This is a genomic window from Labrys neptuniae, assembly GCF_040797145.1.
In the GTDB taxonomy this organism is placed as follows: Bacteria; Pseudomonadota; Alphaproteobacteria; order Rhizobiales; family Labraceae; genus Labrys; species Labrys neptuniae.
Genome location: NZ_JBFNQD010000015.1, coordinates 42,371 through 58,180, shown reverse-complemented (window position 1 = coordinate 58,180; position 15,810 = coordinate 42,371). Strand labels below are relative to the sequence as shown.

At 65.3% G+C, this 15,810-nt stretch carries 15 protein-coding genes; 6 read left to right on the top strand and 9 right to left on the bottom strand.

Going from position 1 to position 15,810, the window contains the following annotated elements; translation table 11 throughout:
• From ABXS05_RS28535 to ABXS05_RS28520, 4 genes are all read right to left on the bottom strand, one after another.
• On the bottom strand, positions 1-621 hold the full coding sequence (locus tag ABXS05_RS28535) for a class I SAM-dependent methyltransferase (RefSeq protein WP_367626208.1): 621 nt from the start codon (positions 619-621) through the stop codon (positions 1-3).
• Positions 591-1,559, bottom strand: a complete 969-nt coding sequence (locus ABXS05_RS28530; RefSeq protein ID WP_367626207.1) for an SDR family oxidoreductase — start codon at positions 1,557-1,559, stop codon at positions 591-593. The genes ABXS05_RS28535 and ABXS05_RS28530 overlap by 31 nt, the downstream gene beginning before the upstream one ends.
• A 4-nt stretch (positions 1,560-1,563) precedes the next feature.
• On the bottom strand, positions 1,564-2,424 hold the full coding sequence (locus ABXS05_RS28525; protein WP_367626206.1) for an oxidoreductase: 861 nt from the start codon (positions 2,422-2,424) through the stop codon (positions 1,564-1,566).
• 80 nt (positions 2,425-2,504) lie between these two features.
• Positions 2,505-3,074: a TetR/AcrR family transcriptional regulator gene (locus ABXS05_RS28520; RefSeq protein ID WP_367626205.1), complete on the bottom strand. Its 570-nt coding sequence runs from the start codon at positions 3,072-3,074 to the stop codon at positions 2,505-2,507.
• Between the two features lie 577 nt (positions 3,075-3,651).
• Between ABXS05_RS28520 and ABXS05_RS28515 the strand changes: the two genes are divergently transcribed.
• Positions 3,652-6,288 (top strand): ATP-binding protein, encoded by a 2,637-nt coding sequence (locus tag ABXS05_RS28515; RefSeq protein WP_367626204.1) that lies wholly within the window; start codon positions 3,652-3,654, stop codon positions 6,286-6,288.
• Complete coding sequence (locus ABXS05_RS28510) at positions 6,285-7,487, top strand: sensor histidine kinase (protein WP_367626203.1); 1,203 nt, start codon at positions 6,285-6,287, stop codon at positions 7,485-7,487. The genes ABXS05_RS28515 and ABXS05_RS28510 overlap by 4 nt, the downstream gene beginning before the upstream one ends.
• A gap of 8 nt (positions 7,488-7,495) precedes the next feature.
• Here the strand turns inward: ABXS05_RS28510 and ABXS05_RS28505 are convergent, their stop codons facing one another.
• A complete protein-coding gene (locus tag ABXS05_RS28505; protein ID WP_311934549.1) occupies positions 7,496-8,248 on the bottom strand; it encodes a response regulator in 753 nt (250 codons plus the stop codon).
• Between the two features lie 327 nt (positions 8,249-8,575).
• Between ABXS05_RS28505 and fmdA the strand changes: the two genes are divergently transcribed.
• The 3 genes from fmdA (at position 8,576) to ABXS05_RS28490 (ending at position 10,771) form a co-directional block, all read left to right on the top strand.
• Complete coding sequence (gene fmdA / locus ABXS05_RS28500; RefSeq protein ID WP_367626202.1) at positions 8,576-9,802, top strand: formamidase; 1,227 nt, start codon at positions 8,576-8,578, stop codon at positions 9,800-9,802.
• Between the two features lie 86 nt (positions 9,803-9,888).
• A complete protein-coding gene (locus ABXS05_RS28495; protein WP_311934551.1) occupies positions 9,889-10,401 on the top strand; it encodes an AmiS/UreI family transporter in 513 nt (170 codons plus the stop codon).
• Between the two features lie 70 nt (positions 10,402-10,471).
• On the top strand, positions 10,472-10,771 hold the full coding sequence (locus ABXS05_RS28490) for an FmdB family zinc ribbon protein (RefSeq protein ID WP_149252734.1): 300 nt from the start codon (positions 10,472-10,474) through the stop codon (positions 10,769-10,771).
• A 65-nt stretch (positions 10,772-10,836) separates the two neighbouring features.
• On the opposite strand, the gene ABXS05_RS28485 is transcribed toward ABXS05_RS28490, so the two are convergent.
• The gene (locus tag ABXS05_RS28485) at positions 10,837-12,174 is read right to left on the bottom strand and encodes a nucleotide sugar dehydrogenase (RefSeq protein ID WP_437178707.1); all 1,338 of its coding nucleotides are present in this window, start codon (positions 12,172-12,174) and stop codon (positions 10,837-10,839) included.
• 164 nt (positions 12,175-12,338) lie between these two features.
• Here ABXS05_RS28485 and zigA point away from each other — a divergent pair, with 164 nt between their 5' ends.
• Entirely contained in the window at positions 12,339-13,553 is a 1,215-nt protein-coding gene (zigA, locus tag ABXS05_RS28480; protein ID WP_367626201.1) for a zinc metallochaperone GTPase ZigA, read from the top strand.
• Positions 13,554-13,596: 43 nt separating this feature from the next.
• On the opposite strand, the gene ABXS05_RS28475 is transcribed toward zigA, so the two are convergent.
• The 3 genes from ABXS05_RS28475 to ABXS05_RS28465 all read right to left on the bottom strand — a co-directional run bounded on the left by ABXS05_RS28475 (position 13,597) and on the right by ABXS05_RS28465 (position 15,809).
• Positions 13,597-14,010 (bottom strand): MAPEG family protein, encoded by a 414-nt coding sequence (locus tag ABXS05_RS28475; protein ID WP_367626200.1) that lies wholly within the window; start codon positions 14,008-14,010, stop codon positions 13,597-13,599.
• Between the two features lie 72 nt (positions 14,011-14,082).
• Positions 14,083-14,631 (bottom strand): riboflavin biosynthesis intermediates N-glycosidase, encoded by a 549-nt coding sequence (ybiA, locus tag ABXS05_RS28470; protein ID WP_367626199.1) that lies wholly within the window; start codon positions 14,629-14,631, stop codon positions 14,083-14,085.
• An 11-nt stretch (positions 14,632-14,642) separates the two neighbouring features.
• Complete coding sequence (locus tag ABXS05_RS28465) at positions 14,643-15,809, bottom strand: ABC transporter permease (RefSeq protein ID WP_311934555.1); 1,167 nt, start codon at positions 15,807-15,809, stop codon at positions 14,643-14,645.
• Position 15,810 lies beyond the last annotated feature (1 nt).

The following is a 15,810-nucleotide window of genomic DNA, read 5'->3' as shown; positions in this document are numbered from 1 at the left end:
TCAGGCTTTCCCGTCGCTTCGGGTGACCCGATAGACGGCGGCCGGCGGCAGGTTCCAGAGCACACCGCCGATGCGCTTGGCTTCAAGGCCGAGATCGGAGAGGACGGCACGCGGAACGGGACAGCGCGGGCCGTAGGTGAACTGGTAGAAGGCGCCGTCCGGGCGCAGATAATGGAAGGCGCCGGCCACGATATCCGCCACCTTGTCGGGCGGCATCGACAGCAGGGGCAGGCCGCTGACCACGGCGCCGACGGGACTGCCCTGATAGAGCGCGTGCCGGGCGAGATGGGCTGCGTCCATCGACAGGATGCGGGCACGCGGGAAGCGGCGCTCCAGCATGTGGGCGAAATCGGCACCGAACTCGATCAAAGTGAGGTCGCTTTCGGCGACCCCGCGTGCCAGCAGAGCGCGGGTGAACACGCCGGTGCCGGGCCCGAGTTCCAGCACGGGGCCGAGCGCCGGGGAAATCTCGCGGGTCATCACCCGGGCAAGCGCGTCGCTGGAGGGCGCCACTGCGGCCACGCGCAGCGGGTTGCTCACCCAGGCTCGGAAGAAGCGGGAAAAATCGGCACAGGACGTGCCGGGATCGGTCAAACGAAGCTCGGCTGATGGTTCGGCCATGTCACACCTGTCAGTTTCTCGGAGATGGTCCAGAGTCGGGCTGCGAGGGCTGGATCCCGGGCCTTGTCGCCGACCCTGGCATCCCCGACCGGCCCCTTGAGTTCGAACATGTCTTGCGGGCCGTAATAGCCTGACGGCCTGGCCTCGGGTGCTGTCGCCGCGAACAAGGTCGGTAGTGCCCCCTCGGCGGCGGATTGGGACATCAAAGGCTGCATCAGCCGGGTCAGCCAGGCCATTGGGTGAGGGCGGCTGCGGCCGAGGCGCGGACCGCTGGTCTGCAGATCCGTGACGGCATAGCCGGGATGGGCGGCATTGCTGAGCAGGCCCCAGCCGAAGGCGTTGCTGCGGCGCTGCAGTTCGAAGGCGAAGAGGATCATGGCGAGCTTGGACTGGGCATAGGCCCGCCAGGGCTTGTAGCTGGTGCGCCATTGCAGGTCGTCGAAATGGATATCGGCCAGCAGCCGGTGGGCCCCGCTGCTGAGATTGACGATGCGCGGGGTCCTGCCCCGGCGCAGCAGGGGCAGCAATCGGCCGGTGAGGGCGAAATGGCCGAGATAGTTGGTGCCGAACTGCAATTCGAAGCCGTCCCGGGTCTCGTGCCGGACGGGTGGTGTCATCACCCCGGCATTGTTGACGAGGAGATCCAGCCCCTCCTGTTCGTTGCCCAGGCGATCGGCAAAGGCCGTGACGGTGCCGAGATCCGCCAGGTCGAGATCGGCATAGCAGATGGTGGCAGCGGGACAATAAGCGCGGATGCGCGCGAGCGCCTGCTGCCCCTTGGCCGGATTGCGCCCGGTCAGCAGCACATCGGCGCCCGCCTGCGCCAAGGCCAGGGCGGTCTCGTAGCCGAGGCCGCCGGTCGCGCCGGTGATCAGGACGCGCCGCCCCTTCTGGGGCGGCATGTCACGGATAGTCCAGGCCGCGCTGGTTGCGCTCATGGTGTCAGGCCCTCAGCAGTGCCGGAAGTTCGGCGCCGTCGAAATCGGTGGAGGCGCTGACCTCGGCCCAGTCGGCAGCGGCCCTCTGCCGGGCCGCCTCCGCCTGGCGGTAGACGTGGAGCGCGTCACTGCCGAGAAGCAGGTGAGCCGGCAATGTTTCTCGAGTGGAGATATCGACGACGAGCCGAGCGATTTTCTCGGGATCGCCGACCTCGTTGCCGACATAAGCCTTCATGCGCTTGAGGACCGCACCGACGCTGGGCTCGTAGTCGGGCAGGATGTCGCTGGCAGCGTCGCGGGCCGTGTAGCCCCAATCCGTGCGCATGCCGCCGGGTTCCAGGGCGATGACCTTGACGCCGAAGGGCGCGACCTCCTGGGCCAGCACCTCGGTGAAACCGCCCACCGCCCATTTGGCCGCCTGATAGGCGCTGAGACCGGGGGTGGCGACGCGTCCGCCGACGGAGGAGATGTTGATGATGTGGCCGGATCGCTGGCTGCGCATCACCGGCAGGGCCGCCCGTATCAAATTGACCACACCGAAGAAATTGGTCTCGACCTGGGAGCGGAAATCCTCCTCCTCGGTCTGTTCGAAGGGTGTCAGATGGCCGAAGCCGGCATTGTTGACGAGGACGTCGAGGCGGCCATAGGCCGCGACGGCAACGTCGACGGCGCGGCGGGCCATGGCCGGATTGGTGACGTCGAGCGCCGGATTGAGCAGCCTGTCGCCATAAAGCTGTTTGAGGTCGGCAAGGCGCTCCGGATCGCGCGCCGTCGCCACCACCTTGTTGCCGGCGGCCAGCGCCGCTTCGAGGATCGAACGCCCCAGCCCGCGGCCGGCACCCGTGATCAGCCAGATCTTAGACATGGTTCACTTCCCGTTTCGGTGAATAAAGAGTGTGCACTCACTCATTTAACGTGTAAAAGAGTTCGGCGACTAAGGGCGTCCTAGCTGCCCAGGCCGCCCCAGAAGATCTGGAAGCCGGCCTGCTTGTAGGCTTCCCGTCTTTCCGGATCACGCGCCGTGAATTCCAGCGTGGTCTCCGCGAGCGCCTCGAAGGAGGCACTCAGGAACGCCATGGGCTGGTCCTTGAGCGGGCCAAGCGCATGGGCCTGTTCGAAAGCGGCACTGACGTCGCGAAAGGCCGCACTGCCGGCCTGCCTGCTGGCCGGGGTGATGCGCTCGGATACGCCGAGTTGGCGCATGGCCTTGCGCTTCACCGGATATTTCGCGCCCCAGTCGATCCAATGGCTCCAGATGTGCCAGGCACGCTCCCTGATGCTGGCATTCGAAACGAAGCCGTGCATGATGGCTCCGCCGAGCTCGGTCTTGAGGGTCAGGTAGAGCTGGTTGAGCAGCTCGTCCTTGTTGGCGAAATATTTGAACAACGTGCCCTCGGCGATCTCCGCACCCTGGGCGATCTTCGCCGTCGGCGCGCCGATCCCCATGGCCGCCACCAACCGGGTGGCGGATGCCAGGATCGCCTGGCGCTTCGCTTCGCTGAGGGGGCGTGCCACGGTTCGACTTCATTTGAGTGAGTACATACTCATTTATAGAAGGCGCGAGACGTTTCGTCAAGATCCAAGATTGGGTTTCCAGCAGGGCGGACGTCATCCGTAGGCGTTAACTTGAGGCGAGGGGCGCGACGCCAATCGCCCCTTCGCCCCGTCCTTACGGGGAGAAGGTAAGGATGAGGGGCAGCTCGACCTCATAAATTACACCCTTGGAGCAGCCCCTCACCTCTATCCTCTCCCCGTAAGAACGGGGCGAGGGGGCTCATATGTCGAGTTTCATCTCCAACCGCCTCATCTTGCCCAACCCCTCAAGTCAGTGCCTATGAACGCCTTCATCCGCGCTTCCGGAAATGGCGGGCGCCGCCTTGCGGTATCGGCGGGGGCGGATCACAATACCGACGCCGAGGGATGATACTGTCGGAGCGAAGGAGATTCGGCCGCTTCAATCCGGTAACACCGGGATCGCGGACCGTATCGAGCTCGCCGCCGCCGCATGAAAGCGGTGCCCGGGCCGGGAGGGGAGAGGCATGTCTGATACGGTCGGCCTGAGGCGCATGCGCCTTTGCGGGCGGGGTGGCTAGTGGACATTCCGCGCCTGCCCGCCTTGCGGTCCTACCATTCCTGGATCGCCAACGAGACCCTGGAAGATTATTCGCTGCGCTATGCAGCCAGATCCTTCCGGCGCTGGTCCCCCTTTGTCATCGCCAATACGGCGCTTGGCGGCATCTCCTTCCTGGCGCTGGAGGCGATCGGCGGCACCATCACGCTGAGCTATGGTTTCGCCAACGCCTTCCCGGCCATCCTGGTCACCTGCCTGTTCGTGTTCGTGACCTCGACGCCGATCGCCTATTATTCGAGCCGCTACAACATCGACATGGACCTGCTGACCCGCGGGGCCGGCTTCGGCTATATCGGCTCGACCATCACCTCGCTGATCTATGCCACCTTCACCTTCATCTTCTTCGCCCTGGAAGGGGCGATCATGGCGCAGGCGCTCAAGCTCTTCGCCAATGTGCCGCTGGTGCTCGGCTACATCATCTCCTCGCTGGTGATCATCCCGATCACCTTCATGGGCGTCACCGTGATCTCCAAGCTGCAGATGCTGACCCAGCCGGTCTGGATCGGCCTGCATCTGCTCCCTTTCGTCTATATCGCCATCGACCATCCCGGCACGCTCGGCGAATGGGTCGCCTTCGCCGGCAGTGCGACGGGGGGCGGGGAGTTCAACCTCCTCGCCTTCGGTTCGGCGATCGGCGTGCTCGGCGCCCTGTCGATCCAGATCGGCGAGCAGGTCGACTTCCTGCGCTTCCTGCCGGACAAGACCGAGGAAAACCGCTGGCGCTGGTGGACGGCGGTGATCGCGGCGGGGCCGGGCTGGATCGTGGTCGGCGGGTTCAAGATCCTGTGCGGCAGCTTCCTGGCGGTGCTGGTGGTCAGTTCGGGCCTGCCGCAGGCGACGGCGCTCGAGCCGGTGCACATGTATATCAAGGCCTATGAGTATGTGAGCGCCGATACGGCCGTGGTGCTGGCCGCCGCCGTGGTGTTCGTGCTGATCTCGCAGGTCAAGATCAACGTCACCAACGCCTATGCCGGTTCGCTCGCCTGGTCGAACTTCTTCTCGCGCGTCACCCACTACCATCCGGGCCGGGTGGTCTGGCTGATCTTCAACATCCTGATCTCGTTGCTCTTGATGCTGCTCGGCATCTTCCAGACTCTGGCGCTGGTGCTGGCCGTCTATTCCATCATCGCCTCGGCCTGGATCGGCTCGATCTTCGCCGATCTCGCCATTCTCAAGCCGCTCAAGATCAGCCCGCCCTTCACCGAGTTCAAGCGGGCCTATCTTCACAATTTCAATCCGGTCGGCTGCGGCTCGATGGCCCTCGCTTCCGTCGTCGCCGTGCTCTGTTTCGTCGGCAGTTTCGGTGCCTTGGCGGAGGCCTATGCCGCGCCGATCGCCTTCTTTACGGCGCTCGTCAGCGCGGTTGCGATCGGCGTGGCGACCGGGGGACGTTATTATCTGGCACGTCCGCGCGAGGAAGTCGCCGCCCGCCGGCAGGGGATCATCACCTGCGAAATCTGCGGCCTCGACTATGAGCGCCCCGACATGGTGCATTGCACCTTCTATGACCGGCCGATCTGCTCGCTGTGCTGCAGCCTGGATTCGCATTGCCATGATGTCTGCAAGTCGCCCGGCGGCGTGCTGGAGGATCAGCGCTCGCGCTATTTCGGGCGCACGCTGATCGGCAAGATCGCCCCGCATATGGGCCAGCGGCTGCTCAAGGTCGGGGGCGTCGGATTTGCGCTCACCATCGTCACCGCCGCGGTGTTCCTGCTCACCTACCGCCTGATCGAACCCGGGGCCGAGGAGCCGCATCTCGACAGTGGCGCCCTGCTGCTCAGGGTCTTCCTGGCCCTCCTGCCGCTGCTCGGCATCGGCGCCTGGTGGATCGTGCTCTCGCATGAAAGCCGCGAGCTTGCCGAGCGCGACCTGGTCGCCTCCCTGGAACGCCTGCACCAGGCCCAGCAGGAGCTGGCGAGCAATGAACGCCTGGCCGCGATCGGCCAGATGACGGCCACGGTCAGCCATGAATTGCGCAACCCGCTCGGCACGCTGGTGACCTCAGCGGATGTGCTCAGGCGTTCGCTGCGCGACGCCGGCGAGCCGGTGATGGGAGAGCTGCAGCGCCTGCAGCGCAACGCCTGGCGCTGCGTACGCATCATCGAGGACCTGCTCGATTTCTCGCGCAAGCGCCCTCTGGTGCTCGCGCCCGTCGCCATCGATGCCTGGGTCCGTCAGCAGGCCGGCGAGCAGGACGCGGCGACCCGCGCCCTGATCACGCTCAGGCTCGAAGCCGGCTGTGCCGTGCCGGCGGATGCCGAGCGGCTGCGCCAGGCTTTTTCCAATGTGCTCGTCAATGCGGTGCAGGCCTGCGAGGGCCGGGCACAGGACGAGGGCGCCATCACCATTTCCACGCGCCAGGAAGGGGAGCGGATGGTGCTCGCCATTGCCGACAAGGGCAGCGGCATGTCCCCGGAGGTGGCTGCCCGCATCTTCGAGCCCCTGTTCAGCACCAAGGCCTTCGGCGTCGGGCTCGGCATGCCGCTGGTCAAGCGCATCCTCGAACAGCATGGCGGGGAAGTCAGGGTCGAGAGCGAAGCCGGCGAGGGCACGCTGATATCGCTGGTCCTGCCCTGTGTTCCGGCGGTCCGGCCATGAAGGACGAGGACAGCGAGCTGCCGGCAGACATCATCGGCGCATCCGAGGTCACCGCGGGCGAAGAGGCCGGTACGCGCTGCGTGCTGATCGTCGACGACGACGTCGATTTCGCCTCCAGCCTCGCTGGCCTGCTGAGCCTGGAAGGCTATCACACCCCGATCGCCCATGACCCGGCGGCGGCCCTCGACATGCTCGGCCGTGAGCGTATCGCCGTGGCGCTGGTCGACGTCCGCCTCGGCCTCAGCGACGGTGTCGATCTCGTCCGCGCCCTGCGCCAGCGCAATCCCGATCTCGTCTGCGTGATGGTCACGGCCTATGCCTCGATCGAGACTGCGGTGGAGGCCCTCAAGGCAGGGGCCTATGACTACCTGTCCAAGCCCTTCTACACCGAGGAATTGCTGGCCCTGCTCGATCGCTGCTTCGAGCGCATCCGCCTGGTGGAGGAGAAGAGCCGGATCGCCGAGCGCCTCCGCCAGACCCAGCGCCTGGAGGCGATGGGCCAGCTCGCCAGCGGCATCGCCCATGACTTCAACAACATCCTGGCGGTGCTCTATTCCAACCTGCGCTGGCTGCAGGAACGGCTCGATAGCCAGCCGGAGCTGCACGAACTCGTTGCCGATGCCCTCGATGCCACCAGGTCCGGCTCCGAGCTGGCATCGCGCCTGCTGCGCTTCGGGGCCAGGCGCATGGAAGAGACGGCGGTCGTCGCTCTCGGCAGGGAACTGCCGCCCCTGATGCGCGTCCTCGTCCGCACGCTGGGCGACAAGGTGACCGTGGTTCTCGAAGTGACGGAGGATATCCATCCGGTCGAGATCCCGACCGGCCAGCTCGAATCGAGCCTGCTCAATCTCGCCCTCAATGCGCGCGACGCCATGCCCGAAGGCGGGCGCCTGGTCTTTGCCGCCCGCAATCTGATGGTGACGGCCGAGGACGCCCGCGTGGCATCGGGCCTGCTGCCGGGCGCCTATGTGCTGCTCTCGGTGACCGATACCGGCAAGGGCATGCCGCTTGCCGTTCGGCGCCGGGCCCTCGAACCCTTGTTCAGCACCAAGCCGTCCGGGGAGGGCAACGGCCTCGGCCTCGCCATGGTCGACGCCTTCGTGCGCCAGGCCGGCGGGCGCCTCGGCATCGTCAGCACGCCGGGCGAGGGCACCACGATCAACCTCTATCTGCCCCGAGCAAGGCTGACGGCAGCCTGATGAGGGGGCTACTCGCCCCGCGCGTCGGCCGCGAACATGTAGCCGACGCCGCGGATGGTCTTGATGTATTGGGCGTCGCGCACATCGTCGCGCAGCTTGCGGCGGATCTTGCCGATCAGCACGTCGATGCTGCGGTCATAGGGCGTCCAACTGCGATTGGCGACGATGTCGAGGATCTGGTCGCGCGAGAGGATGCGCCCGCGCCGCTCGACCAGGGCCGACAGGATCTGGAACTCCTGGCTGGTCAGGCGCACGCGCTCGCCCTCGGGCGAGGAGAGTTCGTAGCGCGTGGGATCGAGCTGCCAGCCGGCGAAGCGGATGGCCGGGGAAGCACCTTCCATCGTTTCAGACAGGTTGATGCGCCGGGCGAAGCGGCGCAGTACGGTGCGGACCCGGGCCAGCAATTCGCGCGGCTCGAAGGGCTTGGTGATGTAGTCGTCCGCGCCGAGTTCCAGGCAGACCACCTTGTCGATGGTGCTGTTCTTGCCGGACAGCATGATCACCGGCAGGTCGTATTGGCTGCGCAGGGTACGCGCCAGGCTGAGGCCATCTTCCCCGGCGGGGAAGGTCAGGTCGAGGATGACCAAGTCGAAGCTCTCGTCCGCCATGGCGCGGCGCATGGCCCGGCCCTCATTGGCGCTGGCAGTGGCGAAGCCTTCGCTCGCCAGGAATTTCTCCAGAAAGCGGCACAGCCGATGATCGTCATCGACCACGAGAATGCGAGGCTTGGTATCGCGAGACTTGGCGTCGGTGGCTGGCATGGCGGCAGGATAGTCGCAATGCCGCCTGTGGTCGAGACGGGCACAAGGCCATGACGACTGGCGCACAAGGCCGCGATCGGGGCTTTCGTGCCGATTCCGCTGGAAAACCGGGTGGTATGGCGAAGGGATCGTCGATCCGCGGCGCATCTTCGCCTTCCTGGTTACAAAAAATTACACAAATCGTGGTCGGACGATTCATGGCGGTTACAGGGCCCGCCTAGGCTCCCCTTGCACGAACGGCCAGGCTGCCCCTTGCGGCGCCGGCACAGAACATCGTGACGGTTCGGCCCGGAGTTCCCCGCAGGCCGGCCCCAGGAGGAGGAACCGATGCCCAAGACCGTATTCTCCGTCGATCTGAAAAAGGCGCCCGAGGACCAGGCCATCAAGACCCATAATCGCTGGCATCCCGACATTCCGATGGTCGAGACCTTCAAGCCCGGCGATGTCTTCCGCGTCGAATGCTATGACTGGACCGGCGGCCAGATCGGCAACAACAACAGTGCCAACGACGTGCGCGACGTCAACCTCACCCGCGTGCACTATCTCTCCGGTCCCTTCGGGGTCGAGGGCGCCGAGCCCGGCGATCTCCTGGTCGTCGACATCCTCGACATCGGCGCCCTGCCGGATTCCGAATGGGGCTTCAACGGCCTGTTCGCCAAGGAGAATGGTGGCGGCTTCCTCACCGAGCACTATCCCAACGCCACCAAATCGATCTGGGATTTCAAGGGCATCTACACCACCTCGCGCCATGTGCCGGGCGTGCGCTATCCCGGCCTGATCCATCCTGGCCTGATCGGCTGCCTGCCCGACCACAAGCTGCTTGCCGAGGCCAATCGGCGTGAGGCCGAACTGGTTGCGACCGATCCCGAGCGCGTGCCGCCGCTCGCCGCGCTTCCCTTCGGCGATACGGCGCTGATGGGCCAGATGTCGGGCGATGCCGCCCGCAGGGCGGCCGCCGAGGCCTGGCGCACGGTGCCGCCGCGCGAACATGGCGGCAATTGCGACATCAAGAACCTGTCACGCGGCTCCAAGGTCTACTTCCCCGTCTATGTGAAGGGCGGCGGGCTTTCGATGGGCGACATCCACTTCTCCCAGGGCGATGGCGAGATCACATTCTGCGGCGCCATCGAGATGGCCGGCTGGATCGACATCAGCGTCGACGTCATCAAGGGCGGCATGGCCAAATACGGCATCATCAACCCGATCTTCAAGCCGAGCCCGATCGACCCGCATTTCGACGACTATCTCATCTTCGAGGGCATCTCGGTCGACGAGCATACGGGCGAGCAATATTATCTCGACGCCCATGTCGCCTATCGGCGCGCCTGCCTCAACGCCATCGAATATCTCAAGAAGTTCGGCTATTCCGGCGAACAGGCCTATTCGATCCTGGGCACGGCGCCGGTGGAAGGGCGCATCGCCGGGATCGTCGACATTCCCAATGTCTGCGCGACGCTGGCCATTCCCACGGCCATCTTCGACTTCGACATCAATCCGAACGCCTCGGGGCCGACCAAGAAGGTGTCGGGCGCCGACGTCGCCAGGACCAGCTGATCATCGCCTCGCACATATCATGAAACCAGCGTCTCGGCCGGAATGCCATCTCCGGTCGACGCGTTGCGTGGAGAGGAAACGCGATCATGCTGCTCGGATTTGCGCTGCTTTACGTGGGTGCCGTCCTGTTCCTGAACGGCCTGTGGCTCATGGGCAGGATCGACGACAAGGAGATCGTCGTCATCAATGTCGTCTCCGGCTTCGTCACTTTGTGCGTCGCCATGTCGTCGGCCTTCGGCACCAAGGCCGATGCCGCCTCGATCAAGGCCGCCGCCCTAACGCTGTTGTTCACCACCACCTATCTGTGGGTCGCCTATAACCGGGTGGTGACGGTCGACGGCCGGGGCCTGGGCTGGTTCAGCCTGTTCGTGGCCGTCACTGTCGTGCCCATCGCCGTCCAGGGCCTGACCTCGGCCCAGAGCCTCACCGATACCTGGCTCGGCTTGAACTGGGCGATCTGGGCCGTGCTCTGGTTCATGTATTTCCTGCTGCTGGCGCTCAAGCGCCCGATCCTCAAGGTGACGGGGCTGGCCACCGTAGCCTCCGGCATCATCACCGGCTGGATCCCGGGCTTGCTGCTGCTGGAAGGCAAGCTGTGAACCGGCCGCGGGGTACGCCCCGCGGCATTTTCTGTTCTGATGCCAAAGCGTCTTGTCCTGGGAGACAGCCATGCCGCTCTACAATTATGTCTGCGACGATTGCGGCCCCTTTGACGAATGGGTGTCGATGGCGGACGCAACCAAGGCCTGCGCCTGCCCGGGCTGCAGCGAGCTCAGCCAGCGCGACGTCGCTTCCCCGCAGCTCAGCCTGATGAACGGCACGCTGCGCCGGGCGCTTGCCCGCTCGGAAAAGAGCGGCACCGAGCCGAAGGTGGTGAAGAAGGCCCATCTGGCCGGCTGCGGCTGCGGAATCTGCAAGGTCGGCAAGAAGGGGCCTTCGACCCGGCATAAATGGATGATCGGGCATTGAAATCCTGGAGCGCGGACTTCTCAGCGACATGCCAGCATGTCGCTGAGAAGTCCGCGCTCCAGGATCTACGCCTTGACCACCTTCGCCATGTCGGCGCCGGCCTTGGCGCAGGCGTTGCGGGTGTCGACCACCAGCCGTGCCGCGCTGGCGACCAGGGCATAGTCGATGCCGTCATGGTCGGTGGCGACCAGCACGGCATCGTAGCCGGCGAGCGTCTCGGCCGTCAGCGCCACCGAGCGGCGGCCGGCAAGGGCGGCATGCTCGCGTGTCTTGGGGATTACCTGGGCATGGGGATCGTGGAAATCGGCCTGCGCCCCGCGCTCCTCCAGGATCTCGATCAGCTTGAAGGAGGCGCTCTCCCTGACGTCGTCGACATTCTTCTTGTAGGCGATGCCGATCAGCAGGATGCGGGCGCCGTTGAGGCCGCGCTTGAAGCGCTTGTCGAGGGCTTCCGCGAGGCGGTCGACGACATGGCGCGGCATGGCGGTGTTGATCTGGCCGGCGAGCTCGATGAAGCGCGTGGCGATGTCGAATTCCCGCGCCTTCCAGGTCAGATAGAAGGGGTCGATCGGGATGCAGTGTCCGCCGAGCCCCGGGCCGGGATAGAAGGGCATGTAGCCGAAAGGCTTGGTCTTGGCGGCCTCGATGATCTCCCAGACGTCGAGCCCCATGGCGTCGTAGATCACCTTCAATTCGTTGACGAGGGCGATGTTCACCGAGCGGAAGATGTTCTCGGTGAGCTTGACCGCCTCCGCCGCCGCCGGCGAGGAGACCGGCACGGTGGCGCTCACGAAGGCGTCGTAGAGGGCCTTGGCCAAGGCGAGTGCATCGGCACCGTCGCCGCCGACCACCTTGGGAATGTTCTGGGTGCCGTAGACGGGATTGCCCGGATCCTCGCGCTCGGGCGAGAAGGCGAGGAAGAAATCCTGGCCGCAGACGAGGCCATCAGCTTCCAGCATCGGCTTCATCAATTGCTCGGTGGTGCCGGGCCAGGTCGAGGATTCCAGGATGACCAGCTGGCCGCGCCGCAGCCTGGCCGCGATCGAGGCGGTCGAGTTGGCGACATAGGACATGTCGGGCTCGCGCTGGCGCGTCAGCGGCGTCGGCACGCAGATCAGGATGGCGTCGGGCTCGTCGAGCCGGGTGAAGTCCGCGGTAGCCTCGAACAGCCCCTTGGCGATGGCCTCGCGGATCGGTGCGTTGGAGATGTGCTTGATCAGCCCGTCGCCCTGGTTGAGGGCCGCCACGCGCCTGAGATCGATGTCGAAACCCAGCACTTTGAAACCGGCGCCGGCAATGGCGATGGCGAGCGGCAGGCCGACATAGCCGAGGCCAATGATGCCGATCACGGCCTGTCGTGCTTGGATGCGGGCGAGGAGGGCGGAGGCGAGCGGGGACTGCATGTCCTGCATATCCGCCAGGGCGGGGCGGAAGGCAAGCGGACGTTGCACGCCTGCACGGTTCGAGTGCCACCGCAACGAGCGCGATGGCTTTTGAGGTCGAAGCGGCTTGCCAAGCGGAGGAGCCATAGGTAATGTTATGTTATAACATTACCTATGGAGTTATGATGGAGATCGAAGACAAGAGGCTGCCGGTGACCGTGCTGTCGGGGTTCCTGGGGGCTGGCAAGACCACTCTCCTGAACCATGTCCTCAACAACCGGGAGGGCCGGCGGGTTGCGGTGATCGTCAACGACATGAGCGAGGTCAACATCGATGCCGATCTCGTGCGCGACGGCGGCAGCGGCCTGTCGCGGACCGACGAGAAGCTGGTGGAGATGACCAATGGCTGCATCTGCTGCACCTTGCGCGACGACCTGCTTTCCGAGGTCCGCCGCCTGAGCGAGGAAGGCCGCTTCGACTATCTCCTGATCGAGGGCACCGGCATCGCCGAGCCGCTGCCGGTCGCCAGCACCTTTTCCTTCCGGGACGAGGCGGGGACGAGCCTGTCGGACGTCGCGCGCCTCGACACCATGGTCACGGTCGTCGACGCAGCGAACCTGTTGGCCGACTACGGCTCCAACGACTTCCTGCGCGATCGCGGCGAGACGGCGGGTGCGGGGGACGAGCGCACCATCGTCGATCTCCTGGTCGAGCAGATCGAGTTCGCCGATGTCGTGGTGATCAACAAGGCCTCTCAGGTCCCGGCCGAGCGGCTCGCACTGGTGCGCAAGGTCGTGCAGGCCCTCAATGCCGATGCGCGCATCATCGAGACGGATTTCGGCAAGGTCGCGCTGGAGGCGGTGCTCGATACCGGCCTGTTCGACGAGGAGAAGGCGCAGCGCCATCCGCTCTGGTACAAGGAGCTCTACGGCTTCGCCGAGCACATGCCCGAGACCGAGGAATATGGCATCCAGAGTTTCGTCTATCGCGCGCGGCGGCCTTTCGATCCCGACAAGTTCAACGCCTTCGTCGAACGCACCTGGCCGGGGCTGATCCGGGCCAAGGGCCATTTCTGGCTGGCGACGCGGCCTGACTGGGTGGGCGAATTCTCGCTGGCCGGGGCCATCGCCCGCGTGAGCGCGATGGGGCATTGGTGGGCCGCCATCCCGCGGCGGCATTGGCCCGATCACCCCGATTGGTGGCGCATCCTCGAGCGCAACTGGGACGACGTCTGGGGCGACCGGCGCCAGGAGCTGGTCTTCATCGGCACCAGCCTGGACGAGGCCGCGATCCGCAAAGCCCTGGACGATTGCCTTGTGCAGCCTGCCGGCGGGAGCCGCTTCGACCCGAAGGCCTATCGCCATCTCAGCGATCCCTTCCCGGTCTGGGAGGCGGCCTGAGGCTGTGCGGAACCGGAGGCCAGGGATGGCCAGCTCCGGTTCCTCAGGCGATGGCGATCCATCCGGTCACGACGATGAGGATCACGGTGACCATGCAGCCGGCGATATAGAGAACGGTTCGCACACTGCCGCCCTTTGCCGCGTTGCCGCCGCGCAGGTAGATCGCCACATGGGCCACCCGGACCAGGACGTAGAGCCACACCAGGGTCGCGAGCAGGGTCGGCCCCACACCTACCATCATCGCCAGCACGGCTGGTACGACGAAGGGGGCCAGCGCCTCCACCGAATTCAGATGTGCACGGTCGATGCGGTAGAGCGGGTTTTCGTCGGCGGCGGGAAGTATCGGGCCGGAGAGCACGCCGGCCCGGCCCTTGGAGTATCCCGAGTTGATGGCCAAGGCGATCGAGGTCAGACAGAGTGCGAGCACCCCGATGATGCTGAAAGTGTAGGCTGCCATGTGATCTCCACGGGTTCGAGCCACGGTGAGGTCGGAATGGAGGCCGAGCGGAGCGGATTTTACGACGGCCGCTCAACCGCGAAGGTGGTCTCGCGCCTGCATGAGCGCGAATCCGAGCAGATTCTCGCCGCGCCAGAGAAGCGGATTGCCCGCCCGCTCATCATCGCCGGCGAGGCCGATGCCCCACACCCTGTCGACGGGACTTGCCTCGACGAGGACGGCCTCGCCGGTCGACAGCAGAAATTCCTTTAGCGCTGGATTCTGGCCGAATTTGTGGATGCTGCCCTCCGTTACGATGCGATATTTTTGCGCATCCCAGTGCGAGGACTCGAAGCCCTTCACCCCGCGGCCGAGTTGCTTTGCCTGCTTCGGGCTGGCCGCTGTGAGGATCTCTGAAAGGCTCTGCTCATCGCCGAAGAGCCTGGCCTTTTCGGCCATCATCCAGTGCTCGGCGGTGGGGTAGCGAACCCCGGCTACGTCGAAGGGAGCAGGCCACCACTGGCTGAAGCAAGAGGTGGTGATCCGGCCGTCCTTGGCGGGCTGATGCCCCCAGAAGAACACGAACTTCAAACGGGTCTTGGCTCGAAACGCCTCTTCGAGGCGAGAGCGGTCATATGTCATCGGCGCACGCCTCAATGATAGGGATCCGCCGCATCCCTGAGGCCGTCGCCGAAGAAGTTGAAGGCGAGCACGACCAGCATCACCGGGATCATCGGGATCAGCAGCCAGGGATAGAGGTTGATGGCGCCGAGATTCTGGGCGGAGTTGAGCAGGACGCCCCAACTCACCACGGGTGGGCGCAGGCCGAGCCCGAGGAAGGACAGCGCCGTTTCGCCCAGGATCATCGCCGGGATCGACAGGGTGGCGCTGGCGATCAGGTGGCTCATGAAATTGGGCAGGAGGTGGCGGCCGATGATGCGGGCCCGCGAGGCTCCCATCATCTCGGCGGCATGCACGAAATCCTCGTTGCGCAGCGATTTCACCTTCGAGCGCACCGCCAGCGCCAGGCCTGGCCAGTCGAGCAGGCCGAGAATGATGGTGATGCCGAGAAAGACGATCACCGGGCTCCAATTGGCCGGCAGGGCGGCCGACAGAGCGAGCCAGAGCGGCAGTTCCGGCAGCGAGCGGAGCACCTCGATCAGGCGCATCACCAGGGCGTCGACGATGCCGCCGATATAGCCGGCAAGCCCGCCCAGGGTCAGGCCGATCGTGAAGGAGACCGCGATGCCGATCAGACCCACGGTGAGGGAGATGCGGGCGCCATAGATGATGCGCGAGAGCATGTCACGGCCGAGCCGGTCCGTCCCGAGCAGGAAGGCGGTGCCGTTTTCGGGCGGGCAGACCAGATGGAAATTGCCCTCGAACAAGCCCCACATCTTGTAGCGTTCGCCGCTGCAGAAGAAACGCAGCGCCTGGGGCTTGGTCTTGTCGACCTGGTAGATGCCCGGGAATTGCGGGCTCTCGATGTCGCGGATGGCGAAGTTCACAGGATAGACGAAGGGGCCGACGAACTGCCCGTCGTGAAACAGATGCACGCTCTGCGGCGGCGTATAGAGATAGTCGGCGTTGCGCTGGTTCAGGGAATAGGGGGCGATGACCTCCACGAAAGGCAGTGACAGATAGACCAGCGCCAGGAAGATGCCGGCGAACAAAGCCGGCCGGTTACGCCTGAACTTCCACCAGATCAGCGTGGCGGAGGATGCGCGGTAGAAGCGCTCCTCCTCGGCCGTCATCTTCTTGGCGACATAGGGGTCGAAGGGAGCCGGATTGACGTAATGGGGCGATCGCAACTCGGTCATT

What these genes read in the sequence shown, in the direction of transcription:
- ABXS05_RS28465 (WP_311934555.1), bottom strand. Translation starts at nt 15,809, where the DNA reads ATGACCGAGTTGCGATCGCCCCATTACGTCAATCCGGCTCCCTTCGAC.
- ABXS05_RS28475 (WP_367626200.1), bottom strand. Translation starts at nt 14,010, where the DNA reads ATGGCAGCCTACACTTTCAGCATCATCGGGGTGCTCGCACTCTGTCTG.
- ybiA (WP_367626199.1), bottom strand. Translation starts at nt 14,631, where the DNA reads ATGACATATGACCGCTCTCGCCTCGAAGAGGCGTTTCGAGCCAAGACC.
- ABXS05_RS28535 (WP_367626208.1), bottom strand. Translation starts at nt 621, where the DNA reads ATGGCCGAACCATCAGCCGAGCTTCGTTTGACCGATCCCGGCACGTCC.
- ABXS05_RS28505 (WP_311934549.1), bottom strand. Translation starts at nt 8,248, where the DNA reads ATGCCAGCCACCGACGCCAAGTCTCGCGATACCAAGCCTCGCATTCTC.
- ABXS05_RS28490 (WP_149252734.1), top strand. Translation starts at nt 10,472, where the DNA reads ATGCCGCTCTACAATTATGTCTGCGACGATTGCGGCCCCTTTGACGAA.
- ABXS05_RS28525 (WP_367626206.1), bottom strand. Translation starts at nt 2,424, where the DNA reads ATGTCTAAGATCTGGCTGATCACGGGTGCCGGCCGCGGGCTGGGGCGT.
- ABXS05_RS28485 (WP_437178707.1), bottom strand. Translation starts at nt 12,174, where the DNA reads ATGCAGTCCCCGCTCGCCTCCGCCCTCCTCGCCCGCATCCAAGCACGA.
- ABXS05_RS28495 (WP_311934551.1), top strand. Translation starts at nt 9,889, where the DNA reads ATGCTGCTCGGATTTGCGCTGCTTTACGTGGGTGCCGTCCTGTTCCTG.
- ABXS05_RS28510 (WP_367626203.1), top strand. Translation starts at nt 6,285, where the DNA reads ATGAAGGACGAGGACAGCGAGCTGCCGGCAGACATCATCGGCGCATCC.
- fmdA (WP_367626202.1), top strand. Translation starts at nt 8,576, where the DNA reads ATGCCCAAGACCGTATTCTCCGTCGATCTGAAAAAGGCGCCCGAGGAC.
- zigA (WP_367626201.1), top strand. Translation starts at nt 12,339, where the DNA reads ATGGAGATCGAAGACAAGAGGCTGCCGGTGACCGTGCTGTCGGGGTTC.
- ABXS05_RS28530 (WP_367626207.1), bottom strand. Translation starts at nt 1,559, where the DNA reads ATGAGCGCAACCAGCGCGGCCTGGACTATCCGTGACATGCCGCCCCAG.